We start from the raw sequence: 22,757 nt of genomic DNA, 5'->3' as shown, positions 1-22,757 counted from the left end.
GAGATAAACATGAGCATTAAACCCCCATTGCCGCCTTTTACCCGCGAATCCGCTATCGAGAAGGTGCGGCTGGCGGAGGATGCCTGGAATAGCCGCGATCCCGAACGTGTATCGCAGGTGTATTCCCTCGATACCCACTGGCGTAACCGCGCGGAATTTGTCGATGGCCGCGCGGCGGTGGTCGGCTTTTTGCAACGCAAGTGGGCGAAAGAACTGGAGTATCGGCTGATTAAGGAGCTGTGGGCGTTTGATGGCGCGCGCATCGCGGTGCGTTTTGCCTATGAATGGCGCGACGATTCCGGCAACTGGTATCGCAGCTTCGGCAATGAGAACTGGGAGTTCAATCAGGAGGGGCTGATGATCAACCGCCATGCTTGCATCAACGACATGCCGATCCGCGAACAGGATCGGCGTTTTCATTGGCCGCTCGGCCGGCGCCCGGACGATGTCCCGGCCCTGAGCGATTTCGGTTTTTGAATCTGATGGGATGCTGCGATGGCCTTTTGAGAGCAAAAGCGCACCGATCGACAAAGGGGAATTTGTAGAAAAGCCTTCCCGCTTCTAGACTTAGGGAACAACAAATGCACTCCAAGAGGACAAGCTATGACGAAGAAGTTGGTTTTGGCCGTCGGCACTGCGGCGGTATTCTCCATTCTTGCCGGTTGTACCACCTATGATCGCGCAGCCAGCTATGTCAATGAGCCGGTGGTCAGCGATGTCAAAGTAGGGATGACCAAGCAGCAGGTGCGGGCTATCGCGGGTCCACCGTCGACCACTGCCACACTGGTTCATGCGCAGGGCACCTGCGACACCTATGCGGTGGCGCCGCGCGACGGCAAGGTGCAAACCTACTTTGTCAGCTACAACGACACGGGCCATGTCATGAACAAGGGCTATCAAACCTGTTCAGACTACGATTCTCAGCCGAAATAATCGCGTTTCGGCCGACCAAAAAAGCCTCGCTTGCGCGGGGCTTTTCATTTTTTAAGCGTTTAAGGCCTGAAGTTTAGGCAACTGCACCGGTTGTGCCATTTTTTTGCATCAAAACGATAGACATTTCATAACGGTATCGCTAATATCAGCGCCCATTGGAAGGATGGCCGAGTGGTTTAAGGCAACGGTCTTGAAAACCGTCGAGTGTAACAGCTCCCAGAGTTCGAATCTCTGTCCTTCCGCCAAATTCAGCCGGCTTAGCTCAGTAGGTAGAGCAACTGACTTGTAATCAGTAGGTCACCAGTTCGATTCCGGTAGCCGGCACCATGACAGAGGCCCCAGCAGCGATGCTGGGGCTTTTTGTTATGGTATTGGTGCGCTAGAAAAGTGCACACTGCAGCAGTGCGCGCTTCGAATAGCATCGATATTAACATTAACCAACCGATAACCGGATGGGGGAGGCACCGCGTCAATCCCATTAGCCAAGGGCTGAACGTTTGCATATACTGGCGGAAATATAGCCGGTGGGCGAGCCCGGCTATCAGACAGGGTTCAAATATCAGTGACCAGCCACTGATCCGCTTCTTCGAACATCTCTTCCAACATTCGGTTCAGCTTCTCACGATCGCTTTTGCTGGCGTCGGAGTTCAGGCCGTTGGCCTGCATCGGCTTCACGCGCACCTCCGCCTCCGGGAACAGCACATGCACGCGTTTTTCCAGCTCGTTGCGAATAATCTCGGCGGCGTTGGGTAGCCCAGCGACGTTGCGCTTGTCGTACACTAATTCTACAAACATGACTCACCTGTAAACACTGATTTAATGTACAGTATTCTGGCCTGAGGAAGGCGGGTTGGCAAGAGGGGGGCGCAATTTTGCATAAGGCGTTTATTCTTACTTGCGCAGCGGGCTGCCAAGCCTGCCACTGAATCTTTTCTTTACGTCTGGCCAGTGGTCTGCATTTTCCTCGCTCACTTCGTGCGTGAATATTCAAAGGGCACGATTATCCTCCGCAACCTACATTTTTCTCCCTTACTAATCAGTATGTAAGGCGGTGGCGTCGGGCTGGGGGCTCCCTGGTGTTGGGGGCCCGACGCCACCTTTCTGGTCGCCGTTCTTGGCATAATATCGATCAATGCAGGTATGCGCCGGAACTCGGCGCTACGGGCGCTGACGCAGCTTCTTCGCGTTCTGACAGAGAAAAAATCCCGAGTGTTGGCCAATGGTCGCTCGATGAGCGATGAATAAAGCACTCATCTCATTTCCTTTAAAATTATCGAACCGGGATGCGATTTGCTCTCCAGGTTGGCTTCTGTGCGTTAAATTGCTGCGGGGTTAATGTTTAGCATTTTGGGTTTCTCCTGCGTCGGCTATGGCGTGAATGCGATGAAGATATCCCGGGCGTTGTAACGCGCCTCTGATGTTTGATGAACGTGCATATGAGTTAGCCTGTGCAGACAGCATTTTTATAAGTAAATTGAATCATTTAAAAGGCAGCCAGTCATGTTCGGCAAGACCGGTGATTCACAATAAAATTATTATATTACAATGTATTGTATTTATATTTCGTATACCAAAGGCCCCGAGTCATTGTCATAGCCACCCTAGAAGTGGTTTAATGTTTTTAATTCACTTTAATGACGCTAAAGTATAGGTTTAAAACATTATAATGCAACCAAACAACATTAAAATATCAGAAGAAAATGGTATGTCATTGAAAATGATAGGTGAAAACCTTACTTACCTCATGCGCATGCACGGGATTGACGCCAGTCGGTTGAGCAGCGAAACAGGGATAGGTATTGCCACGATCAATAATCTGAGGAAAGGCGTGGGGAATCCCACGATCTCTACGCTTGCGTCCATTGGTGAATTTTTCAGCGTAAAAGTAGGGGAGCTGACTGACAAGGATTTAAGCGTCACGGGAGAGGCCAAACACAATGTGAGATCGCTTCCACTCATTAGCTACAGCGATGTAGAACGTTTTCTGGCCAACACGATCAGAACGGCAGATACCTATACGACAGAAGTCGATGACATGATGGACGATTCGCTGTTTGTGGTAGAGATAACGAATAATTCACTGTCGCCTGAATTAGACCGTGGAACGTATTGTGTGATCTCGCTCAAGGAGCCATTTTGCGATGGCGATATCGTCCTGGTTAAGCTGAAAAATTACCCAATATGCTTAAGGCGAGTTTTTGTTTCCGACGGCGACTTGTTGTTTACAAACATCTCATTAGATTCAGATAGCAGTGTGAAGTCCTATAGCGATTATGCGATCGTCGGTGTTCTATTGAAAACGATAAAGAGGCTGAAATAAATGGACTTATTTAACATAATGAGAAGGTTAAGAAAAATATACTCTCCCAGTTACCTCTATACGTTAGATCGTAGTGTGATCCGAACGGCGGATGGATATTGGCTTTTCAAAGAGTTTGGCACCCATACTTTCGTGAAAAAAAACTGGGGGCAACTCATCGAGGGCGATTTTCTCAGGCATGTTAACCCGAAAGATATCGCTTTTATCGCCGAGACCGAATCTAAAATAAAAATCGCCTCGGCCAAACTGTCGATTCATGAAGAGAAACGAAACTGTATGTGGACGTTGAGAAACGATGTTGACTCGATATCAATATCAGGGGCGGATTTTCTAAGGGATCGCGATCTTGTCGACAAAACCGAGTCCTTGGATGCGACGAAAATAGCCTTTTATGCCGGGGTAAAGGAAGGCAGAGCACTCTCTGCCTCATTGAAAAATGCTAAGAAAAGCGACAGGTCTAAAAAAACAATACTGACGTTGATTAAATAAACCAGGGTTCGACGTGAATATGCTCATCGAACGTAATCACGCTGAAGGCCGAATTGTCTATGCTGCTGACAGCGCTTGTGCCGTTCTTCCATTGCGAACAAATCGCCGGGGAAACAGAGACTAAGGTTTCCCCCAGCTTTCTTTGGAATAGCGTATGTGCATGGCCTGAGCCGATAAACTTAACGTTTAATCGTTGGCAGAGGTTCAAAAACTCCTCGGCATTGTTTAACATACAGCTATCAACAATCGGGGTGCCTACCGGAATAGGGTGATGATGCAAGAAGACGGCGACCTTTTTATTGTCACTTGCGACGATGGCTTTTTCAAGCGTGTCGAGCGCATGCGTCGAGACCCTGCCGAAATCTTCGTTATCGACCACCGAGTCGATGCTGAGCATGCGCCATTCGTCATCTTCAAACGAGTTTATATCGTAGCTGCCACCCTGCTTACGGGCTGCATCGTCCAGGTTCTTTTTGTTGTCGTGGTTGCCTGGGAAAAAATAGAAAGGTAAGGAAGTGCGGTTCATTATCTTAAAGAAGCGCTCATAAGAGGGGATATCGCCATCATGAGAGATGTCACCCGTCACAATGATTAAGTCGGCATTGATTTTATCGGCATTGGCATTAATGAAGTCAATGGCCCTGTCGAAATTAGCAAGATGCTTCGAAGCCAGCGCGCTTTCATTAGGCATAATATGTATGTCGCTAATCTGAATTACTTTCATGCGAGACCCTGTTGATATTACTTAAATGGATTGTATGAGGTGCCCCAATCATAATGATCGGTGTTTTCTATCTTCTTCACCCACTCGACTAAGGCGATGGCGAGCGGCAGTAATACAATAGAGACGACAACTTTATAAGACCACGTTGTGCTTATGATATTAACCAACTCCATGAAGGTGTATTTTCCTGAAAGACTGATCGGATAGGCTGTCAGCAACAGGGCGGCCTGTGTAGACATGGAGCCAACAATATATCGGATAAAGAAGTATTTGCCGGAGAAGATAATCTTCATCTTTGAAATAATAAAACCATTGACGAAATAAGCGACCGGAACGGACACCCAGGTGCCTATCATGACTCGCCAGAATTCATGGTATAAAGAATAATAGTGTGTGGCGATATCGTTGTTTTCTGGCTGAATAACGGCTGAGAGATTAAGTATTATGACATATAAGCTTTGGCAGAACACCATGATCCATATTGCTCTTACCGACAATTTATAGCCATAAACCTCAGTCAGCAATGTGGATATCAAGAAACACAAGGAGAATACAATGCCGCTTGCCGTTATTTTAAAACCATAGATATCAAAGACCTTATAAACCAACGTGTCGCAGGTGATCATAATGGTCACCGTCAGGCCAACAAAAAGGCCATAGAGCTTGAGATTTCCTTGCATTTTTATTCCTTATTTAGTCCGTGTTCTTCTGTTATTCATAATCCATACTTATTTAAAACGTCAACCGGGCGGCCAGATAGTGGCGTAATGATGCTCGAGCCATGTCACATGGACATCATCTCTCTTTATTCAAAACAACGCCTCTCCTTTCCCTCACGGGGTTCCTGAAGGCGAAAGCGCTACGCTGGGTTTTGCGGAGAATGCTGATAGCCTGTTGGTTGAGAAAAGGTGATTCTACCGTAATTCATTAATATTTCTAATAAATATATTGCCTGGATCGCGCTGTGTCAATCAAGGAAAGAGGAATACGGGACGTTAGCTTGATGAGGGCTTTATGCATTCACTCCCGGGGCGTGGGCGGCAGAGCCTGCAGCTGAATCACCAATTCCGCCAGGCTGGCGGCCTGCATTTTCTCCATCACTTTTGCCCGGTGAACCTCTACGGTGCGCAGGGCGATATTCAGCCGCTCCGCCATTTCCCGATTCATCATGCCCCGCACCACCAGCTGCGCGATGTCGCGTTCTTTCGGTGTGAGCGTATGGTAGCGGCCGCAAGTTTCATGGCGCTGCTGGGCTTTGGCCGAGACCTGCTGCGCCCGTTCGAGGGCGGCGATTAACGGTTCAGCGGCGATCGGTTTTTGCAGGAAGTCCACCGCGCCGTACTTCATCTGCTCCACCGCCATCGGCACGTCGCCATGGCCGGACAGGAACACCACCGCCAGCGTGCTGCTGCGGCGGCGCAGCTCAGCGTAGGCCTGGTGCCCATCGAGTTTCGGCATCCGCATGTCCAGCAAGACGATCCCGGTCTGAAACAGGTCGGCTCGCGCCAAAAAGTCGGCGCTGTCATTCCAGCACTGCACGTCGTGGCCGAGGCTGGTCAGCAAAAAATGGCAGGCGTCGGTGACGGCGGCGTCATCGTCCACCAGATGAATTAGCGACATGGTTTTCCTCATCGTTCAATATGAAATGCAGCGTTATGCACAGCCCATTGCGGCTGTCGGGGGCGGGGCGGTTAGCCAGGCGGATTTCGCCGCCGCCGTAGCGGGCCAGGCGCCGGCAAATGGCTAACCCCAGCCCCATGCCGCCGGCTTTGGTGGTGTTGAAGGGGCGAAAAGCCTGTTCCAGCCCGGCCGTTGTCATGCCGCCCGCGTTGTCCTGCAGATGCAACTCGATCGCCCGTTCGCTCTGGACGGCGGAAAGCCAGACTGCGTTGGCTCCGGCCTGCGCCGCATTCAGCAGCAGGTTCGCCAGCAGCTGTTCCAGCAGCGCCGGCGGCAGGGTTAGCGTCTGCGAAGGCGCCACGTTGTTGAACAGTTTCAGGTCGGGATAGCGCTGCGTCAGGCGCAGCAGCGTCCACACCCGCTCGGCGGTTTCGCTTACCGCCGCGGGTCGCCAGCGTGTTTGGTCTATCGCCTCAGCGGTGGGCTGCACCCACTGGCGCAGGTTATGAATCGTCTCGCCGCCGCGCTGAGCCTGTCGGTCGATATTTTCCAGCGGACCCAACAGCGGATGCCCGGCGTCCGTTTTGCGCAGTTGGATCAGGCATCCCTGCGCATAAAGGCGAATAGCCGCCAACGGCTGGTTGAGTTCATGCGCGAAGCCGGAGGCCATTTCCCCCAGCACGTTCAGCTGCCTGGCGTTCTCCAGCGCCTGCTCCTGCCGCCGCAGTTGCTCTCCGGCATGGAGCAACTGCCGCCCGCGCCGGCGTACCAGCAGCGCGATCCAGATATGGTTGACGATCAACAGCGCCAGCACCGCCAGCGACAGGCCGACGGCCGTCTGATGCTGGATCAGCCAGCTCTTGATATCCAGCCACAGCCGCCGCTGTTCCGGGTGTTGATTGACGGCGCGCAGCAAGGCTTCCACCTCGCTGGTCGAGACCGGTGCGCCCCATTGAAAGGGAGACTGCGGAGGTGCGGTCAGCAAGGCTCTTGCCACCGCATCCACCAGTGAGTTATCCAGGCCGGGCAGGGCGGCGAACGACCAGTTGGGGTAAAGTGGCGTGCTGCTGACGCAGGGAACCGATGTGGGCCGTTGCAACAGCGGGCGAAAATCCGCCGGGTTGATCAGGCCTTCTCGATCCATTTTCTCCAGCAGGCAGACGGGGACGATGGCGGCCTGAATGGCGCGCTCGCGCAACAGATAGAGCAGGGCATCGGCAGGGAAACCGGTAAAGCGCAGGTGGAAATCGCGATCGGGCCGCATACCGGCATCGCTGAGCGCCTTATAGCCGGTCAGATAGCCGCCGAAGGCCTGCGGATCGATGGCGCCCAGCGTTTTGCCCATCAGCGCCTGCGGCGTCGTGATGCCGCTGTCGCGCCGCACCAGAATCACGCTGCCGATGATGTTGCCCGTTGCCCGATCGCCGTTGGCGGCGCGCAACGATGCCAGCCAGCGCAGATGATAGCGGCTGTTCAACTGCACGAACTGCGCCGGATTAGTGACCACGAACTGCACGCTGCCCCGATTGACCGCTTCGCGCATCTGTGCCAGATCGAGCGGCTGCAGGCGGAAGCGCTCACCGCCGACACTGCCGTTGAGGCTGTCGATCAGCGGCTGCCAGTCACGCGCGGTCGCCGCATCGCCGCGCATCGCCAGCACGCCGACCGACCACTCTCCCGCCTGTGCCGCCATCCCCCAACCGAGACTGAACAGCAGTAATAACACGACCCTCACAGCCCCTCCTGATGGGCAATTTGCCTGCCGCCACTTGTTTTAGATCAACGTTGGGGCCGGTATGTGGTTAACCACAATAGAGCGCCATCGATGCCATTTTTACACTGTAAATCATCGACATTGTTTATTCATCTAACGGGCATCAATAGCGTGATCGGGGTGATGCCCAGGGCGTGGGAGAGGCGCATGGACTTCAGTAAACGGCAGTTTTTGCAGCAGCTGGGCGTGTTGACGGCGGGGGCTTCGCTGATCCCTGTGGCGGAGGCCGGGCTGACGTTAGCGCCGACGCGGCGCGAGGGGGATGCGAGCCGCCGCTACGCGATGCTGATCGATCTGCGGCGCTGCGTCGGGTGCCAGGCCTGTACCGTGAGCTGCGCCATTGAAAACCAGACGCCGCACGGCGAGTTTCGCACCACGGTAAACCAGTACCAGGTCAGCCTCGAAGGTGAAGCGGTGGCGACCAACGTGCTGCTGCCCAGGCTGTGCAACCACTGCGACAACCCGCCCTGCGTGCCGGTGTGCCCGGTGCAGGCCACCTTCCAGCGCGAGGACGGGATCGTGGTGGTCGACAACAAACGCTGCGTGGGGTGCGCCTATTGCGTGCAGGCCTGCCCGTACGATGCCCGCTTTATCAATCACGCCACCCAAACGGCGGACAAATGTACCTTCTGCGTACACCGGCTGGAGGCGGGATTGTTGCCGGCGTGCGTGGAGTCGTGCGTGGGCGGGGCGCGGATCATTGGTGACATGCGCGATCCGCACAGCACGCTGAGCAAAATGCTGCGGCGCCATGAGGCCGAGATCAACGTCCTCAAGCCGGAGAACCAAACCGCGCCCCATGTGTTCTATCTGGGGCTGGATGACGCCTTCGTCACGCCGCTGCCGGGGCGGGCGCAGGTCGCCTTATGGGGGGAGGGACGATGAGTCGCCAACTGATGATCGCAGAAGTGCTGAGCCAACCGCAGGCGGTGAGCTGGCTGCCGTGGGCCGTACAATATTTCTTCTTTATCGGCATCGCCGCCTGCGCCGCGCTGCTGGCCTGCGTGTGGCGCTGGCGCGGTGGAGATAACGCCGCGCATCTGGAGCGCATGGCGCTGTTTATCGGGCTGACGTGCGCCATCACCGCGCCGCTGGCGCTGACCGCCGACCTGCATCAAACCGCCCGCTTCTGGCATTTCTACGCCTACCCGACGCCCTGGTCTTGGATGCCGTGGGGCGCACTGTTCTTGCCGTTGTTTACCCTGCTGATCGGCCTGTGGTTTCTCGCACTCGAATTTGCGCGGCTGACGGGCAGGCCGGTTGCGCTGCTGCGTGGGATTGCGCCCGCTTGCGCGCTGGTGGCTATTGGCCTGCTGTTGTACACCGGGCGTGAGGTTTCCGTCGTGCGTGCCCGCCCAATCTGGTTCAGCTACGGATTTCCGATCGTGATGTTCCTCAGCGCGCTGCAGGCGCTCTTGGCCTTGCTGCTGCTGACATTGCGCGAACGGCCCGGTCTGCAGGCGCCGCTGGCGCGCGGGATGCTGCTGACGTTACTGCTGCTCGGCGGGGCGATCCTGCTGTGGGTATGCGGCGATACGTTATCCGGCGCGGCGGTACGCCACTGGCTGCAGACGCAGGCGATGGCGCGCCGGTATGCCGTGGGATGGATTGCGCTGTGGGGGCTGACGCTGGCGTGCGCCGCTTGGGCCGGTTCTCGGCGCTTGCCGCGCGGCGGTACGACGCTGCTGGTGGCCGGCGCACTGGGGCTGAGTTGGCTGATGCGCTGGACGCTGTTGATCGAGGTGCAAACCATCCCGAAATACAACGCGACGTATTCCCCTTATAGCCTGCCGCTCGGCACCGATGGCTTGCTGGCGATCGTCGGCACTTTCGGGTTGTGGCTGGCGTTAATGATCATGGTGCGTGAAGCACAGGCGTTTTTACTGCGGAGAAAACAACATGGCTAAACTCACCCGGCGTCAGTGGTTGAAAGTGGGCCTGGCCTTTGGCGGATTGTCCGCCTTTGGCCTGAGCTATCGCGAGGTCGCCAAACGGGCGATCGACGGCTTGATTCACGGCACTTCAGGGCGGGTGACCCTGGATCGCATCAACGGCAACTCCCTGCCGCCCGAAGGGCGGGCAATGCCGGAATGGCAAGGCAATCCGCAGCAGGCCATCTCGATGACCCAGTGTTTCGGCTGCTGGACGCAATGCGGCGTGCGGGTTCGGGTGGACAGGCAGACCGACCGGGTATTGCGCATTGCCGGCAACCCTTATCATCCGCTGTCTCAGGAACGGCACGTCGACTCGGCCTTGCCGCTGCAGGACGCGTTGGCGCAGCTGGGCGGCGAAAGCGGCCTCGATGCCCGTTCCACCGCCTGCGCGCGCGGCGCCACGCTGTTGGAGGGGCTTTACAGCCCGCTGCGGGTGCTGGAGCCGATGAAGCGCGTCGGCAAACGTGGCGAGGGCAAGTGGCAGCGCATCAGCTTTGAGCAGTTGATCGCTGAAGTGGTGGAAGGCGGCGATCTGTTCGGCGAGGGGCATGTGGAGGGCCTGCGGGCGATCCGCGATCTGGAGACGCCGATCGATGCCCGACAGCCGGGGCTGGGGCCGAAAGCCAATCAGCTGCTGGTGACCAACGCCGGTGACGATGGGCGCGACGGCTTCCTGCGGCGTTTCGCCCAGAACAGTTTCGGCAGCAAAAACTTCGGCGCGCACGGCGCTTACTGCGGGCTGGCCTACCGTGCCGGTTCCGGTGCGCTGATGAACGATCTGGACAAAAATCCGCACGTAAAACCCGACTGGGAACAGGTCGAATTCGCGCTGTTTATGGGGACCTCGCCCGCGCAGTCCGGCAACCCATTCAAGCGGCAGGCTCGGCAACTGGCCAGCGCCAGATTGCGCAGCGAGTTCCGTTATGCGGTAGTGGCGCCGGCGCTGCCGCTGACCACCACATTGGCGGACGATCATGGCCATTGGATCCCGATATTGCCGGGCACCGACTCGGCGCTGGCGATGGCAATGATCCGTTGGATCCTCGACCACCGGCGTTATCAGGCCGGTTATCTCGCCATCCCGTCCGAGGCCGCCATGCAACGTGCCGGCGAGAAGAGCTGGACCAACGCCACGCATCTGGTGATCGCCGAGAGCGAGCATCCGCGGGCGGGGCAGCATCTGACGTTGGCCGATCTGAATGGCGCCGAGTCGGCGTCGCCGTTGGTGGTCAACGGCGCGGGGGAACTGGTGGCGGCCGAGGCGTGCGACAGCGCCGAGCTGTGGGTAAGCCGTACGGTGACGCTGCACGACGGCGTGCAGGTGGGGGTGAAAAGCGGCTTCCAGTGTTTGAAAGAGGCCGCCGACAAGCTGTCGCCGGAGGCGTACAGCCGGCAATGCGGCGTGCCGGTGGCACGCATCGCGGCACTGGCCGAGGCCTTTACCGCCCACGGGCGCAAGGCGGCGGTGATCGCCCATGGCGGGATGATGGCGGCAAACGGGTTTTACAATACCTGGTCGGTGATGATGCTTAACGTGCTGATCGGCAACCTGAGCCTGGCGGGGGGCGTGTTCGTCGGCGGCGGAAAATTCAACGGCTTCGCTGAGGGGCCGCGCTATAACCTGGTCGAGTTTCCCGGCCTGGTAAAACCGAAGGGGCTGAATATCGCACGCAGCAAGGCCGCCTATGAAACCTCCGACGAGTACCGCGAAAAAGTGGCGGCGGGCGTTTCCCCCTGGCCGGCCAGGGCGCCCTGGTATCCGTTCGTCGCCGGGCAACTGACCGAGCTGCTGACATCGGCGTTGGCAGGGTATCCGTACGGGCTGAAAGCCTGGATCTCGAACATGACCAACCCCTTGTACGGCATCGCCGGGTTGCGCGGCGTGGCGGAGGAACGATTGAAAGATCCGGCGCGTTTGCCGCTGTTTATCGCTATCGATGCGTTTATCAACGAAACGACGGCGTTGGCCGACTATATCGTCCCGGACACCCATAATTTTGAGAGTTGGGGGTTCAGCGCCCCCTGGGGCGGCGTCGCCAGCAAGGCCACTACCGCGCGCTGGCCGATAGTGACGCCGGCGACCGCGAAAACGGCGCAAGGGCAGCCGATTTCCATGGAGGCGTTTTGCATCGCCGTCGCTAAACGCCTGGCGCTGCCGGGGTTCGGCGATCGCGCTATCGGCGACGGCCAGGGCGGGCTGTTGCCGCTCAACCGTGCCGAGGATTATTATCTGCGCGCCGCCGCCAACGTGGCGTTTGCCGGCAAGGCGCCGGTGCCGGCCGCGAGGGCGGACGAACTGACGCTGAGCGGTGTCGATCGCTTGTTGCCGCAGCTTGCGCAGACGCTGCGCGCCGATGAAATCGACCGCGTGGCGTTTATTTACAGCCGCGGCGGCCGGTTCGCCGTTCACGACAGCGGCCGCCGCGACGGCAGCGTGGGCAACCGCTGGGAGAAACCGCTGCAGATCTGGAATGCGGAAGTGGCGAAGCACCGGCATGCGATCACCGGTGAGCGTTTCAGCGGCTGCCCCACCTGCTATCCGGCGCGTTTGTCGGACGGCCGCGCGGTGGAAGCGCTCTACCCTGAGCAGCAGTGGCCACTGCGCCTGATGTCCTTCAAATCCAACGTGATGAGTAGCTCCACCGCGGTGATCCGGCGCCTGCACGACGTGAAACCGGTGAACCTGGTGGCGCTGAATCCGGCAGACGGGGCGCGTTTCGGCATTCAACACGGCGACCGGGTACGTATCAGCACGCCGGGCGGCAGTCGAGAGGTGCGGATCAGTTTACTGGCAGGCGTGATGCCCGGCGTGATCGCGGTGGAACACGGCTACGGCCACCGGGAGATGGGGGCCAGTCAGCACTACCTGGACGGTGAACCGCTGGCGATGGATGAGCGCATTGCCGCCGGCATCAACCTCAACGATTTGGGCTTTGCCGATCCGACGCGCGAAGTGCCGAATACCTGGCTGGATTGGGTGACCGGAGCGGCGGTGCGTCAGGGGATCCCTGCGACCATCGTCAAGCTTTCCGCGTAGGCGCAGCCGTAAATCTGCTGTGGCTGCAGGTGGGGGTGTTAAGCCTGCGTCAGCAGCTGCAAAAAGCGGCTCAGCGCGGTAAAAGGCGGTTCGCTGTTGCGCCAGAAGACGCCCACGCTGCCTTTCTGCTCTATCTTCGGCAGATTCAGGATCGCCAGCTGCCCCTGGCTGGCATAACGCTGCGCCAGCCGTAGGGAAAGAATGGAGATCATATCGCTGCTTTGCAGCAGGTTGGTACTGACGTTCATGGATGCCGATTCAACCGTGTTTTCGGGCAGCATCACGCCGTTATCCGCCAGCGCATTATCAATGCTGAGGCGGATGGGCGTGCCGGTCGGCCAGACAATCCAGCGCCAGTGGGTGAGATCGCGCCAGCTGAGGGAGGCGGATTCTGCCAGCGGATGGTGAGGGCGGGCAACAAAGCATACCGGTTCGGTGTAGAGCACTTGATAGTTGAGCGGCAGTTGCAGCGCCCGCCCGCCAACGCGGCCCACGACGACGTCCACCGCGCCCGCGATCAGATCGTGCAGCAGCGGGGTCATCACCTTTTCCTCAATATTGAGATGCAGCGTTGGCATTTCCTGCAGCAGGCTCAATATGGCCTGCGAAACGCAGTCGGTGGCGACCGGCGAACAGCCGATTTTCAGGCTTCCCACCAGCCCGCCTTGCTTAAAGCGGGCGATTTCAGACTGCGAACGCTCGAGATCGTTGACCAAGCGCTGCGCATGCTGAAGCAGCAGTTTCCCCCCCTCGGAGGGGCGCAGTCCTTTGCTATGCCGCTCAAACAGCGTGATCCCAATCTCATCTTCGAGCTGTGACAACCATTTTGACAGAGCGGGTTGGGAGATGTTCATCATCCGGGCAACGTGGGTCAGATTTCCCTGCTCACCCAACGCCACCAACATTTGCAGATGGTGAAGTTTCATTTTCTGCGCCCAGTTCGCCATTTGCTATAACCCTCCGGTTATGTCTCTGCCTGAAAAGCCATTGTACATTTTATCGCTAAGGATACAAATTCGTAACATACCTAAAACAAGACAGACATCTCCCTACCTGCACCGAGGCGCTCACTATGACTCAACGGCGTGATTTACAAGCACTGATCGATGCTGCTCCCATCGGTAAGACGCAGTGGCGCGTTATCATCTGCTGCTTTTTGGTGGTGATGTTCGATGGTTTTGACACCGCCGCCATTGGTTTCATCGCACCCGACATCCGTACCCAATGGCAACTGACCGCCGGCGAACTGGCACCGCTGTTTGGCGCGGGGCTGCTGGGGTTGACGGCGGGCGCACTGCTTTGCGGCCCGCTTTCTGACCGCTTTGGCCGCAAGCGCGTCATCGAACTTTGCGTGGCGCTGTTTGGCACGCTGAGCCTGATTTCGGCCTTCTCCCCCGATATGCCAACGCTGGTCATTTTACGTTTTCTCACCGGCCTGGGGTTGGGGGGCGCGATGCCGAACACCATCACGATGACCTCTGAATATCTGCCTGCTCGCCGCCGTGGTGCGCTGGTCACGCTGATGTTCTGCGGTTTCACGCTCGGTTCAGCCCTGGGCGGGATCGTCAGCGCCCAACTGGTGCCGGTGATGGGGTGGCACGGCATTTTGGTGCTAGGAGGCGTTTTGCCGCTGATGCTCTTTGTGGTGCTGCTGTTTGCCCTGCCGGAATCCCCGCGCTGGCAGGTCCGCCGCCAACTGCCGCGCAAGGTGATTGCCAAAACGGTCAGCGGCATCACCCGAGAGTGCGATGAAGAGACCCATTTTTACCTCAACGAAGCCGCTACGGCGGCCAAAGGGAGCATCAGCCCGCTGTTTGCCGGCCGCCAGCTGCGCATTACTCTCATGCTCTGGGCGGTTTTTTTTATGAGCCTGTTGATTATCTATCTGCTCTCCAGTTGGATGCCGACGCTGCTTAACCATCGCGGTATAGATCTGCAGCATGCCTCTTGGGTGACCGCCGCTTTCCAGATGGGCGGAACGTTGGGGGCGCTGGGGCTGGGCGCGTTGATGGACAAATACAATCCCTTCCGGGTGTTGGCGGCGAGCTACGCCCTGGGCGCCGCGTGTATCGTCATGATTGGTCTGAGCGAGAACGGCCTGTGGCTGATGGCGCTGGCCATCTTCGGCACCGGCATCGGCATCAGCGGTTCGCAGGTTGGGCTGAATGCCTTGACCGCCACGCTCTATCCGACACAAAGCCGGGCGACCGGCGTCAGCTGGTCCAATGCCATTGGCCGCTGCGGCGCGATTGTCGGCTCGCTTGCCGGCGGCGTGATGATGGCGATGAATTTCTCATTCGATACGCTATTTTTCATTATTGCCGTGCCGGCGGCGATCAGTACGGTGATGTTAATGCTGCTGACGGCTGTTGTTCGCCAGTCTGCTCCAGCCCCTGATACGTTGCCTCGCGCAGCGTCGTGAATGAAAAGGAGAATCCCTATGCCTGAACGCAATCAGGATGTTAATCCCAGCCGCCAGCAGTTCTACCGGCATATTTCCGGGCAGAACCTGACCCCATTGTGGGAGTCGCTGCACCATTTGGTGCCGCAAACGCCGAATGCAAACTGCGCTCCGGCTTACTGGAACTATCAGGCGATTCGCCCGCACCTGCTGGCCAGCGGCGAGTTGATTGGCGCCAAAGAGGCGGTTCGCCGCGTGCTGGTGCTGGAAAACCCGATGCTGCGCGGACAGTCCTCCATCACCCCGACGCTGTATGCCGGATTGCAGTTGATCATGCCGGGCGAAGTCGCGCCGAGCCATCGCCATAATCAGTCGGCATTGCGTTTTATCGTCGAAGGGAAAGGGGCATTTACCGCCGTTGACGGTGAACGTACGCAAATGCATGAAGGCGACTTCATTTTGACGCCGCAGTGGCGCTGGCACGATCACGGTAATCCCGGCGAGGAGCCGGTGGTATGGCTGGACGGGCTGGATCTGCCGCTGGTGAACCTGCTGGGTTGCGGTTTCGCGGAAGACTATCCGCAAGAGCAGCAGCCCGTGACGCGCCAGGAGGGGGATTATTTACCGCGCTATGCGGCCAATATGCTGCCGCTGCGCCATCAGAAAGGCAACTCATCGCCCATTTTCAACTACCGCTACGATCGCAGCCGGGAAGCGCTGCACGACCTCACCCGCATGGGGGACGCCGACGAGTGGGACGGCTACAAGATGCGCTACGCCAACCCGGTGACCGGCGGCTATCCCATGCCCTCGATGGGCGCCTTCCTGCAGCTGCTGCCGAAAGGCTTTTCCTCACGGAAGGCGCGCACCACGGACAGCACCATTTACCACGTGGTGGAAGGGCGCGGCCAGGTCAGCATCGGCAGCGAAACCCTTCACTTTTCGGCAAAAGATATCTTCGTGGCGCCGACCTGGTTCGACGTGTCGTTTCAGGCGGACGAAGACACCGTGTTATTCAGTTTCTCGGACAGGCCGGTTCAGGAAGCCCTGGGACTGTTCCGCGAAGCACGTTATTAATTTGGGAGAGACAAAATGACGCAATACGTATTTGCACCGCAAGCTCCTGTGACGGTTCCTGTTGTGGGGAGTGATAAACAGTTTCCCGTGCGCCGTGTCTACTGCGTCGGGCGTAACTATGCTGCGCATGCCCGCGAAATGGGCTTTGACCCGGATCGTGAGCCACCGTTTTTCTTCTGCAAGCCTGCCGATGCGGTGGTGCCGGTGGCGGCCGGCGAAACGCTGGCGTTGCCGTATCCGTCGCAAACCGACAACTATCACTACGAAATCGAACTGGTGGTGGCGATTGGCAAACGGGGGAGCGATATTCCGCTGGAAAAGGCGCATGAATACATTTGGGGATATGCCACAGGCCTGGACATGACCCGCCGCGATCGGCAGATGGACATGCGTCAGATGGGGCGCCCATGGGAAATCGGCAAGTCGTTCGATCTTTCTGCGCCCATCGCGCCATTGCATAAAGCCGGCGACAGCGCCGACGTGAACAACGCGCCTATCTGGCTGCAGGTCAACGGCAGCGATCGCCAGCGCAGCGACATCCGCCATCTGATCTGGTCGGTGAATGAAACCATCAGCTATCTGTCCGGCTTTTTTGAGCTGCAGCCCGGCGATCTGATTTTTACCGGGACGCCGGAAGGGGTGGGCGCGGTGGTGAAAGGCGATGTGATTACCGGCAATGTAGAGGGGCTAACCCCAATCGCCGTGAAGATTGTCTGAGCCGATTCAGAGGTGAATGATGAAGCTGTACAGTTTCTTTAATAGCTCAGCGTCCTACCGCGTGCGCATTGCGCTGGCGCTGAAAGGCCTCCATTACCAGACGGTGGGGGTCAATATTCGTATCGGGCAGCAGAATGAGCTGGCATATCGGCGAATGAACCCGGTCGGGCTGGTGCCGACGCTGCTCACGGACGACGGTGAGTCTCTCAGCCAGTCGCTGGCGATTATTGACTGGCTGGATCGCCATTTTCCTCAGTCGCCGCTGTTGCCGGCGGCCGACCCGGCGCGCAGCCGGATACTGGAAATCGTCTATGTTATTGCCTGCGATATTCATCCGGTAAATAACCTGCGGGTTTTACGCTACCTGAGTGAAGAGCTGAAGGTGAGTGAGGAAGAGAAAAAACGCTGGTATGCGCACTGGATCCGCCAAGGGCTGAGCGCCGTAGAACAGCTGTTGCTCCAGAGGCCGCCAGGACCCTTCTGCGTTGGCGATACCCCGACGTTGGCGGATTGCTGCCTGATCCCTCAGTGGGCGAATGCCCTGCGGATGGGGTGCGACCTGAGCGGGTACCCGCGCTGTAAAGCGGTTTACGACGCCTGTACTCGTCTCCCGGCGTTCATCGCCGCGGCGCCCGAAAACCAACAAGACAAAATCTCAGCCTGAGCCCGAAAGGAGGAAAACAATGGCTAAAGTGATGCGCGCAATTATCGTCGGGGGAGGCATTGGCGGCGCAGCGACTGCGCTCTCGCTGGCTCGCCAGGGCATTAAAGTGATGTTGTTGGAAAAGGCGCACGAGATTGGTGAGATTGGGGCGGGTATTCAGCTCGGCCCCAACGCCTTTTCCGCGCTGGATAGCCTGGGTGTGGGCGGCGTAGCGCGTCAGCGCGCCGTCTTTACCGATCACATTACCCTGATGGATGCGGTCAATGCCCAGGAGGTGGTGCATATTGAGACCGGGCAAGCATTTCGCGATCACTTTGGCGGTCCCTATGCGGTTATCCATCGGGCGGATATCCACGCCTCTGTTTGGGAAGCGGTATTGACCCATCCGGATGTGGAATACCGTACCTCAACGCAGGTGGCGGGTATCAGCCAAACGGTGGACGATGTGACGGTATTTGATGAGCAGGGCAATCGCTGGACGGCGGATATTCTGATCGGCTGCGATGGCGTGAGGTCGGTGGTGCGGCAGTACCTGCTGGGCGATGCGCCGCGGGTGACCGGACATGTGGTTTACCGCGCCGTGATTAATTGCGATGAGATGCCGGAGGATTTACGCATTAACGCGCCGGTACTGTGGGCGGGGCCGCATTGCCATCTGGTGCATTACCCGCTGCGCGGCGGGAAGCAGTATAACCTGGTGGTGACGTTCCATAGCCGTCAGCAGGAGGAATGGGGTGTGAAGGAGGGCAGTAAAGAGGAGGTACTTTCCTATTTTTCCGGTATTCACCCGCGTCCGCGCCAGATGCTGGATAAGCCGACCTCATGGCGCCGCTGGTCAACCGCCGATCGTGAACCGGTGGAGAAATGGGGCAACGACCGTATCACGCTGGTGGGAGACGCAGCGCACCCGGTGGCACAGTATATGGCACAGGGAGCCTGCATGGCGCTGGAGGATGCGGTAACGCTGGGTAAAGCGCTGGAAGAGCATGGAGGGGATGCGGCAAAAGCGCTTGCCCTGTACGAGTCGGTACGTATTCCACGCACGGCGCGCATCGTCTGGTCAACCCGTGAGATGGGCCGTGTTTATCACGCCGCAGGCGTTGAGCGCCAGGTGCGTAATCTGTTATGGAAAGGCAAATCTCAGGCGGAATTTTATCGCGGAATGGAATGGCTGTACGGCTGGAAAGAAGAAAACTGCCTGCAGCCGCGCTGAGAGAGAGGCCCTGCCCAGGCCTCCGCTAGCGCATGGGCCAAATCGGTGCGGCCTAATCCTCTCAATATGCAGACGAAAAAAAACCTGCTGTAACAGCAGGTTTTCTTAAATTTGGTCGGCATGAGAGGATTATGCGCATCTTCGATGCTTGCCCTGCGGGCCGTTGTTAAAGCAACGTGGTCTCACTACGTTCGGCTCAAACCTCCTTCGGAGATTCTCATCCTCTCGACGTGCAGACGAAAAAAAACCTGCTGTAACAGCAGGTTTTCTTGAGTTTGGTCGGCATGAGAGGATTATGCGCATCTTCGATGCTTGCCCTGCGGGCCGTTGCTAAAGCAACGTGGTCTCACTACGTTCGGCTCAAACCTCCTTCGGAGATTCTCATCCTCTCGACGTGTAGATGAAAAAAAACCTGCTGTAACAGCAGGTTTTCTTAAATTTGGTCGGCATGAGAGGATTCGAACCTCCGACCCCCGACACCCCATGACGGTGCGCTACCAGGCTGCGCTACATGCCGACGCTATGAAAAATCATACTACCGATTCCCGATGTTAATGCAAGCGCCTCGCCACTTGATTGCTTTAGTTTTAAGCAGTTAGTTGGCGATAAAGCGTTTTACATCGGTCAGCACCTGCAGCAGCAGAGCAAGCTGCGGTTTCTCGTCTTTTATTTCTTCGCCGTTCTGATCGTAGACGCGATAGTTGCCGCTGTTGTCCAGCATCAGCGTCTGCGTCGGCGTAGTGATCACCAGCTGATTGCCATCGCCGGTGGCGATCCAGTCGTTGCGGCGCTGGGCGGTGAACAGATCTTCGCCCTGCGAATAGTCTTTCGGCGCGGTTTTCACGTGCAGCAACCGTTGCATCAAGGTGCGCATCACGTCGTTATGGCCGGTCAGCTTGCTGATGGTCTGCGCCGGGGTGCCCGGCCAGTGGATCACCAACGGCACCTGCAGTTGCGCCTGGTTGAAGGCAGTGCCGGCGCCCCATTGGCCTTTGCCGCTGTCGTTGAATTCGACGCCGTGTTCGGCGGTGATCACCACCACGGTTTTGTCCAGCAGACCGCGCTGTTTCAGGGTATCCAGCACCTGGGCTATCTGGGCATCCACGTCTTGCGCGCCGGTGCGATAGCGTTGGATAAAATCGGCCGTCGCCGGGGTTTTGTCGCCTTCGGCCGGCTCGGCGCCGCTGAAGTTGATATAGGAGAACCACGGCTCTTTGCCGCCCTGATCCGTCAGCCAGCGCTGCCATTGCTGCGTGGTTTGCGCGTCGCTTTGCGGCGCCGGCGTCGGCAGCGAGAAGTCGGTCAATAGGGCCTGGCGGTACAGGCTGGCGTTGAAACCGTCGGAAGAGAACAGCCCCAGTTGGTAGCCCTGATCGCCGAGCGCGTTGAGCAGCGCCGACGGCTTGCGGCCGGCGAGCACGCTGTCCAGATAGGTCGGAGAAATGCCGTAGAACAGGCCGAACAGCCCGGTGTCGGCATGATTACCCGAGCTGTAGTGATCGCTGAAGCGCACGTTTTCCTGGGCGAAGCGCGTCAGCGCCGGCATGTCCTGCGCCACGTCTTTGGCGCGAATGCCGTCCACCACGATCATCAGCAGGTTATAGCCGCTGCCTTTATCGCCGTAGCTGAGATCGCTGAGCGGATACTCCACCGCCACCGCTTCCGGGTTGCCCTGTTGCATCAGGCGGCGCTCATACTCTTGCTGGTCGAGCAGGCCGTGTTTTTCGAGGAACTTGCGCGCGGTCATCGGGTACGAGAGCGGCAGATTGGCTCGCTGCATGGTGATCGGGCGATAGAAGTTGGCGTCAGCCCAAATGTAAATCAGGTGCGACGCGAAAAAGGCGCTGATAAACAGCGCCGCCAGCGGTTTGCCGAAGCGGCGGCGGTTCAGGCTGCGCAGCTTCTGCCAGCTCCAAGTGCCGAACAACATCTCCACCAGGAAGATCACGGGCACGCAGATAAACATCAGCTGCCAGTCGCGCGACAGCTCACTCTGGTCCGGGTTGACCACCAGATCCCACACCACCGGATTGAGGTGCAGGTGGAAATGGGAGAACACTTCGCTGTCGACCAGCAACAGCGTGAGCCCGATGGTGGCCAGCGCGGCGGAAATAAATCGCAGCAGCCGCTGCGACATCACCACGAAGGTGAGCGGGAAGATCACCAGCAAATAGCCGGCGAACACGATAAAGCTGAAATGCCCCAGCAGGCTGACAAAGGCATAGACCCGGCCCAGCAGGGATGCGGGCCAGTCGGTAACAAACAGGTAGCGGCTGCCCAGCCCAAGGGCGAGCAGGATGTTGAATAAGGCGAACCAGTGCCCCCAGCTGATCATCTGGGAGACTTTTTCACGATAACGCTGACGGTTTGTCACCATAAGTCAATATTAATGTGCTTTGTCTTCACGGACAGAAGCCTGCAGGGCTTCCGCGAACGATCTTGCCAGGGTTTTCCGCTGCGCGGGGGCAACGCTGGTGTTGATCAAATTAGTGACCATGTTGCCCAGCACCATCAGGGAAAGATCGGTGGGGGTATGGTGTTTTTCCAGAACATTGACCAGCTCTGAGAGCAGTTGTTCAACGTGTTCGTCACTGTAACGGGATGATTGTGGCATAAAATTGCGCTTAGTAATCTGCAAAGTGCCCTATCTTACCGTATAGGGCAGTGATTTTCCGCTCTTTTATCACTTCCTGTCATTTGGGGAAGGGGGCGCCCGTGGCGGGGCTGCTCCTCGCAGCGCCTTTCCGGTTTGCCGCGGTTTTTAGTATTGCAGGTCGGGGCCTTCAGTGTTTGAATACGCGCCTAAAGAACAGGAGGATTTACCATGAGTCTGGATATCGACCAGATCGCTTTGCATCAGTTGGTGAAACGCGACGAGCAAACGCTGGACGTGGTGCTGCGCGATTCCTTGCTTCCTACCAACGCGGCGGTGGAAGAAATGATGACGGAACTGCATCGCGTCTACAGCGCCAAGAGCAAGGCCTTAGGCCTGTTCAACGAAGGTAGCGAGCTGGCGGAAGCGCTGCGCACCTGCCGCAAGGACGATAAGGACTTTCTGGCCTTCAGCCGCGCGGCGACCGGCCGCCTGCGCGACGAACTGGCGAAGTATCCGTTTGCCGAAGGCGGCGTGGTGCTGTTCGGCCAATACCGTTATCTGGCGGTGGAGTACCTGCTGATCGCGGTGCTGAACAGCCGTAACAGCATGCGCGTCAACGAAGAGCTGGATATCAACACCACGCACTATCTGGACATCAACAACGCCGATATCGTCGCGCGCATCGATCTGACCGAATGGGAAACCAACCCGGAATCGACCCGCTACCTGACCTTCCTGCGCGGGCGCGTGGGCCGCAAGGTCGCCGACTTCTTCATGGACTTCCTGGCGGCGTCCGAAGGGTTGGACACCAAGGCGCAAAACCGCGGGCTGCTGCAGGCGGTAGACGACTATTGCGCCGATGCGCAGCTGGACAAGAACGAGCGCCAGTCGGTGCGCCAGCAGGTGTACAGCTACTGCAACGAACAGCTGCAGGCGGGCGAAGAGATTGAACTGCAGGCGCTGTCGCAGGAGCTGTCGCCGGTCGGCGAGAAAGACTTCATGCAGTTCTCCAGCGAGCAAGGGTATGAGCTGGAAGAGAGCTTCCCGGCGGATCGCGGCACGCTGCGTCAGCTGACCAAATTCGCCGGCAGCGGCGGCGGCATCAGCCTGAACTTCGACGCCATGCTGCTGGGCGAGCGCATTTTCTGGGATGCAGCCACCGACACGCTGACCATCAAAGGCACGCCGCCGAACCTGCGCGATCAGCTGCAGCGCCGGACCGGCGGCGGCAAGTAAGCGTGCCGAAGTGCAGACAATA

Annotated in this window: 21 protein-coding genes, 3 tRNA genes and 2 other RNA genes; 15 read left to right on the top strand and 11 right to left on the bottom strand. The window is 57.9% G+C overall.

Translation table 11 applies throughout. The features are described from left to right. Positions 1 to 9: 9 nt before the first annotated feature. The 4 genes from ACSJLU_RS16930 (at position 10) to ACSJLU_RS16915 (ending at position 1,260) form a co-directional block, all read left to right on the top strand. Positions 10 to 477 carry a nuclear transport factor 2 family protein gene (locus ACSJLU_RS16930; protein ID WP_025303631.1) on the top strand — a complete coding sequence of 156 codons (468 nt, stop codon included), beginning with the start codon at positions 10 to 12 and terminating at the stop codon, positions 475 to 477. Positions 478 to 603: 126 nt separating this feature from the next. After that, positions 604 to 933, top strand: coding sequence for an osmotically-inducible lipoprotein OsmE (gene osmE / locus ACSJLU_RS16925; RefSeq protein WP_025303630.1), 330 nt, complete (start codon positions 604 to 606; stop codon positions 931 to 933). A gap of 157 nt (positions 934 to 1,090) precedes the next feature. Continuing rightward, positions 1,091 to 1,178 (top strand) — tRNA-Ser (locus ACSJLU_RS16920). Positions 1,179 to 1,184: 6 nt separating this feature from the next. Then, a tRNA-Thr gene (locus ACSJLU_RS16915) sits at positions 1,185 to 1,260 on the top strand. A 225-nt stretch (positions 1,261 to 1,485) separates the two neighbouring features. On the opposite strand, the gene ACSJLU_RS16910 is transcribed toward ACSJLU_RS16915, so the two are convergent. Continuing rightward, positions 1,486 to 1,728, bottom strand: coding sequence for a DinI family protein (locus ACSJLU_RS16910; protein ID WP_025303629.1), 243 nt, complete (start codon positions 1,726 to 1,728; stop codon positions 1,486 to 1,488). A gap of 871 nt (positions 1,729 to 2,599) precedes the next feature. On the opposite strand from ACSJLU_RS16910, the gene ACSJLU_RS16905 reads away from it, so the two are divergent. Then, entirely contained in the window at positions 2,600 to 3,253 is a 654-nt protein-coding gene (locus ACSJLU_RS16905) for a helix-turn-helix domain-containing protein (protein ID WP_025303628.1), read from the top strand. Further along, positions 3,254 to 3,742 carry a hypothetical protein gene (locus ACSJLU_RS16900; RefSeq protein WP_197825188.1) on the top strand — a complete coding sequence of 163 codons (489 nt, stop codon included), beginning with the start codon at positions 3,254 to 3,256 and terminating at the stop codon, positions 3,740 to 3,742. Here the strand turns inward: ACSJLU_RS16900 and ACSJLU_RS16895 are convergent. The 4 genes from ACSJLU_RS16895 to ttrS form a co-directional block, all read right to left on the bottom strand. Further along, the gene (locus tag ACSJLU_RS16895) at positions 3,735 to 4,466 is read right to left on the bottom strand and encodes a metallophosphoesterase family protein (RefSeq protein ID WP_342096453.1); all 732 of its coding nucleotides are present in this window, start codon (positions 4,464 to 4,466) and stop codon (positions 3,735 to 3,737) included. The two genes, ACSJLU_RS16900 and ACSJLU_RS16895, sit on opposite strands and share 8 nt — an antisense overlap. 17 nt (positions 4,467 to 4,483) lie before the next feature. Beyond that, the gene (locus tag ACSJLU_RS16890; protein ID WP_025303625.1) at positions 4,484 to 5,146 is read right to left on the bottom strand and encodes a VUT family protein; all 663 of its coding nucleotides are present in this window, start codon (positions 5,144 to 5,146) and stop codon (positions 4,484 to 4,486) included. A 340-nt stretch (positions 5,147 to 5,486) separates the two neighbouring features. Then, the gene (gene ttrR, locus ACSJLU_RS16885; protein WP_151428885.1) at positions 5,487 to 6,086 is read right to left on the bottom strand and encodes a tetrathionate respiration response regulator TtrR; all 600 of its coding nucleotides are present in this window, start codon (positions 6,084 to 6,086) and stop codon (positions 5,487 to 5,489) included. Next, positions 6,058 to 7,779, bottom strand: a complete 1,722-nt coding sequence (gene ttrS / locus ACSJLU_RS16880) for a tetrathionate respiration histidine kinase TtrS (RefSeq protein WP_273830248.1) — start codon at positions 7,777 to 7,779, stop codon at positions 6,058 to 6,060. The genes ttrR and ttrS overlap by 29 nt, the downstream gene beginning before the upstream one ends. Before the next feature lie 228 nt (positions 7,780 to 8,007). Between ttrS and ttrB the strand changes: the two genes are divergently transcribed. The 3 genes from ttrB to ttrA are packed head-to-tail and all read left to right on the top strand — an operon-like array spanning position 8,008 to position 12,831. After that, positions 8,008 to 8,745, top strand: coding sequence for a tetrathionate reductase subunit TtrB (gene ttrB, locus ACSJLU_RS16875; protein ID WP_273830216.1), 738 nt, complete (start codon positions 8,008 to 8,010; stop codon positions 8,743 to 8,745). After that, positions 8,742 to 9,767 carry a tetrathionate reductase subunit TtrC gene (gene ttrC, locus ACSJLU_RS16870; protein ID WP_043136468.1) on the top strand — a complete coding sequence of 342 codons (1,026 nt, stop codon included), beginning with the start codon at positions 8,742 to 8,744 and terminating at the stop codon, positions 9,765 to 9,767. The genes ttrB and ttrC overlap by 4 nt, the downstream gene beginning before the upstream one ends. Next, on the top strand, positions 9,760 to 12,831 hold the full coding sequence (gene ttrA, locus ACSJLU_RS16865) for a tetrathionate reductase subunit TtrA (protein WP_342101806.1): 3,072 nt from the start codon (positions 9,760 to 9,762) through the stop codon (positions 12,829 to 12,831). Before ttrC ends, ttrA begins: the two co-directional genes overlap by 8 nt. A 38-nt stretch (positions 12,832 to 12,869) precedes the next feature. Here the strand turns inward: ttrA and ACSJLU_RS16860 are convergent, their stop codons facing one another. Continuing rightward, positions 12,870 to 13,778, bottom strand: a complete 909-nt coding sequence (locus ACSJLU_RS16860) for a LysR family transcriptional regulator (protein WP_147824042.1) — start codon at positions 13,776 to 13,778, stop codon at positions 12,870 to 12,872. Between the two features lie 125 nt (positions 13,779 to 13,903). On the opposite strand from ACSJLU_RS16860, the gene mhbT reads away from it, so the two are divergent. Genes mhbT through ACSJLU_RS16835 form a run of 5 tightly spaced genes read left to right on the top strand, consistent with a single transcriptional unit; the run spans position 13,904 to position 18,903 of the window. Continuing rightward, on the top strand, positions 13,904 to 15,253 hold the full coding sequence (gene mhbT / locus ACSJLU_RS16855) for a 3-hydroxybenzoate transporter MhbT (RefSeq protein ID WP_025303618.1): 1,350 nt from the start codon (positions 13,904 to 13,906) through the stop codon (positions 15,251 to 15,253). Between the two features lie 18 nt (positions 15,254 to 15,271). Continuing rightward, positions 15,272 to 16,309 (top strand): gentisate 1,2-dioxygenase, encoded by a 1,038-nt coding sequence (gtdA, locus tag ACSJLU_RS16850; RefSeq protein ID WP_049208494.1) that lies wholly within the window; start codon positions 15,272 to 15,274, stop codon positions 16,307 to 16,309. Positions 16,310 to 16,324: 15 nt separating this feature from the next. Further along, entirely contained in the window at positions 16,325 to 17,026 is a 702-nt protein-coding gene (locus tag ACSJLU_RS16845; RefSeq protein WP_025303616.1) for a fumarylacetoacetate hydrolase family protein, read from the top strand. 19 nt (positions 17,027 to 17,045) lie between these two features. Then, positions 17,046 to 17,690: a maleylacetoacetate isomerase gene (maiA, locus tag ACSJLU_RS16840; RefSeq protein ID WP_025303615.1), complete on the top strand. Its 645-nt coding sequence runs from the start codon at positions 17,046 to 17,048 to the stop codon at positions 17,688 to 17,690. A gap of 19 nt (positions 17,691 to 17,709) precedes the next feature. After that, positions 17,710 to 18,903, top strand: a complete 1,194-nt coding sequence (locus ACSJLU_RS16835; RefSeq protein WP_043136451.1) for a 3-hydroxybenzoate 6-monooxygenase — start codon at positions 17,710 to 17,712, stop codon at positions 18,901 to 18,903. A gap of 112 nt (positions 18,904 to 19,015) precedes the next feature. On the opposite strand, the gene ACSJLU_RS16830 is transcribed toward ACSJLU_RS16835, so the two are convergent. The 5 genes from ACSJLU_RS16830 to ACSJLU_RS16810 all read right to left on the bottom strand — a co-directional run bounded on the left by ACSJLU_RS16830 (position 19,016) and on the right by ACSJLU_RS16810 (position 21,517). Next, a non-coding RNA gene (locus ACSJLU_RS16830) (RtT sRNA) lies at positions 19,016 to 19,145 on the bottom strand. Positions 19,146 to 19,179: 34 nt separating this feature from the next. Further along, positions 19,180 to 19,309: non-coding RNA, RtT sRNA (locus ACSJLU_RS16825), on the bottom strand. 34 nt (positions 19,310 to 19,343) lie between these two features. Next, positions 19,344 to 19,420, bottom strand: a tRNA-Pro gene (locus tag ACSJLU_RS16820). Positions 19,421 to 19,498: 78 nt separating this feature from the next. Then, a complete protein-coding gene (gene yejM / locus ACSJLU_RS16815; protein ID WP_049208496.1) occupies positions 19,499 to 21,280 on the bottom strand; it encodes an LPS biosynthesis-modulating metalloenzyme YejM in 1,782 nt (593 codons plus the stop codon). A gap of 9 nt (positions 21,281 to 21,289) precedes the next feature. Next, on the bottom strand, positions 21,290 to 21,517 hold the full coding sequence (locus ACSJLU_RS16810; protein WP_004935782.1) for a YejL family protein: 228 nt from the start codon (positions 21,515 to 21,517) through the stop codon (positions 21,290 to 21,292). Between the two features lie 210 nt (positions 21,518 to 21,727). Between ACSJLU_RS16810 and yejK the strand changes: the two genes are divergently transcribed. Next, positions 21,728 to 22,735: a nucleoid-associated protein YejK gene (gene yejK, locus ACSJLU_RS16805; RefSeq protein ID WP_049208498.1), complete on the top strand. Its 1,008-nt coding sequence runs from the start codon at positions 21,728 to 21,730 to the stop codon at positions 22,733 to 22,735. Positions 22,736 to 22,757 lie beyond the last annotated feature (22 nt).

Source organism: Serratia bockelmannii, from assembly GCF_051803255.1.
Taxonomy (GTDB): Bacteria; Pseudomonadota; Gammaproteobacteria; order Enterobacterales; family Enterobacteriaceae; genus Serratia; species Serratia bockelmannii.
Note: the sequence above shows the minus strand (reverse complement) of the source record. Positions and strands in the feature narration are given on the sequence as shown.

What these genes read in the sequence shown, in the direction of transcription:
- ACSJLU_RS16930 (WP_025303631.1), top strand. Translation starts at nt 10, where the DNA reads ATGAGCATTAAACCCCCATTGCCGCCTTTTACCCGCGAATCCGCTATC.
- osmE (WP_025303630.1), top strand. Translation starts at nt 604, where the DNA reads ATGACGAAGAAGTTGGTTTTGGCCGTCGGCACTGCGGCGGTATTCTCC.
- ACSJLU_RS16910 (WP_025303629.1), bottom strand. Translation starts at nt 1,728, where the DNA reads ATGTTTGTAGAATTAGTGTACGACAAGCGCAACGTCGCTGGGCTACCC.
- ACSJLU_RS16905 (WP_025303628.1), top strand. Translation starts at nt 2,600, where the DNA reads ATGCAACCAAACAACATTAAAATATCAGAAGAAAATGGTATGTCATTG.
- ACSJLU_RS16900 (WP_197825188.1), top strand. Translation starts at nt 3,254, where the DNA reads ATGGACTTATTTAACATAATGAGAAGGTTAAGAAAAATATACTCTCCC.
- ACSJLU_RS16895 (WP_342096453.1), bottom strand. Translation starts at nt 4,466, where the DNA reads ATGAAAGTAATTCAGATTAGCGACATACATATTATGCCTAATGAAAGC.
- ACSJLU_RS16890 (WP_025303625.1), bottom strand. Translation starts at nt 5,146, where the DNA reads ATGCAAGGAAATCTCAAGCTCTATGGCCTTTTTGTTGGCCTGACGGTG.
- ttrR (WP_151428885.1), bottom strand. Translation starts at nt 6,086, where the DNA reads ATGTCGCTAATTCATCTGGTGGACGATGACGCCGCCGTCACCGACGCC.
- ttrS (WP_273830248.1), bottom strand. Translation starts at nt 7,779, where the DNA reads ATGGCGGCACAGGCGGGAGAGTGGTCGGTCGGCGTGCTGGCGATGCGC.
- ttrB (WP_273830216.1), top strand. Translation starts at nt 8,008, where the DNA reads ATGGACTTCAGTAAACGGCAGTTTTTGCAGCAGCTGGGCGTGTTGACG.
- ttrC (WP_043136468.1), top strand. Translation starts at nt 8,742, where the DNA reads ATGAGTCGCCAACTGATGATCGCAGAAGTGCTGAGCCAACCGCAGGCG.
- ttrA (WP_342101806.1), top strand. Translation starts at nt 9,760, where the DNA reads ATGGCTAAACTCACCCGGCGTCAGTGGTTGAAAGTGGGCCTGGCCTTT.
- ACSJLU_RS16860 (WP_147824042.1), bottom strand. Translation starts at nt 13,778, where the DNA reads ATGGCGAACTGGGCGCAGAAAATGAAACTTCACCATCTGCAAATGTTG.
- mhbT (WP_025303618.1), top strand. Translation starts at nt 13,904, where the DNA reads ATGACTCAACGGCGTGATTTACAAGCACTGATCGATGCTGCTCCCATC.
- gtdA (WP_049208494.1), top strand. Translation starts at nt 15,272, where the DNA reads ATGCCTGAACGCAATCAGGATGTTAATCCCAGCCGCCAGCAGTTCTAC.
- ACSJLU_RS16845 (WP_025303616.1), top strand. Translation starts at nt 16,325, where the DNA reads ATGACGCAATACGTATTTGCACCGCAAGCTCCTGTGACGGTTCCTGTT.
- maiA (WP_025303615.1), top strand. Translation starts at nt 17,046, where the DNA reads ATGAAGCTGTACAGTTTCTTTAATAGCTCAGCGTCCTACCGCGTGCGC.
- ACSJLU_RS16835 (WP_043136451.1), top strand. Translation starts at nt 17,710, where the DNA reads ATGGCTAAAGTGATGCGCGCAATTATCGTCGGGGGAGGCATTGGCGGC.
- yejM (WP_049208496.1), bottom strand. Translation starts at nt 21,280, where the DNA reads ATGGTGACAAACCGTCAGCGTTATCGTGAAAAAGTCTCCCAGATGATC.
- ACSJLU_RS16810 (WP_004935782.1), bottom strand. Translation starts at nt 21,517, where the DNA reads ATGCCACAATCATCCCGTTACAGTGACGAACACGTTGAACAACTGCTC.
- yejK (WP_049208498.1), top strand. Translation starts at nt 21,728, where the DNA reads ATGAGTCTGGATATCGACCAGATCGCTTTGCATCAGTTGGTGAAACGC.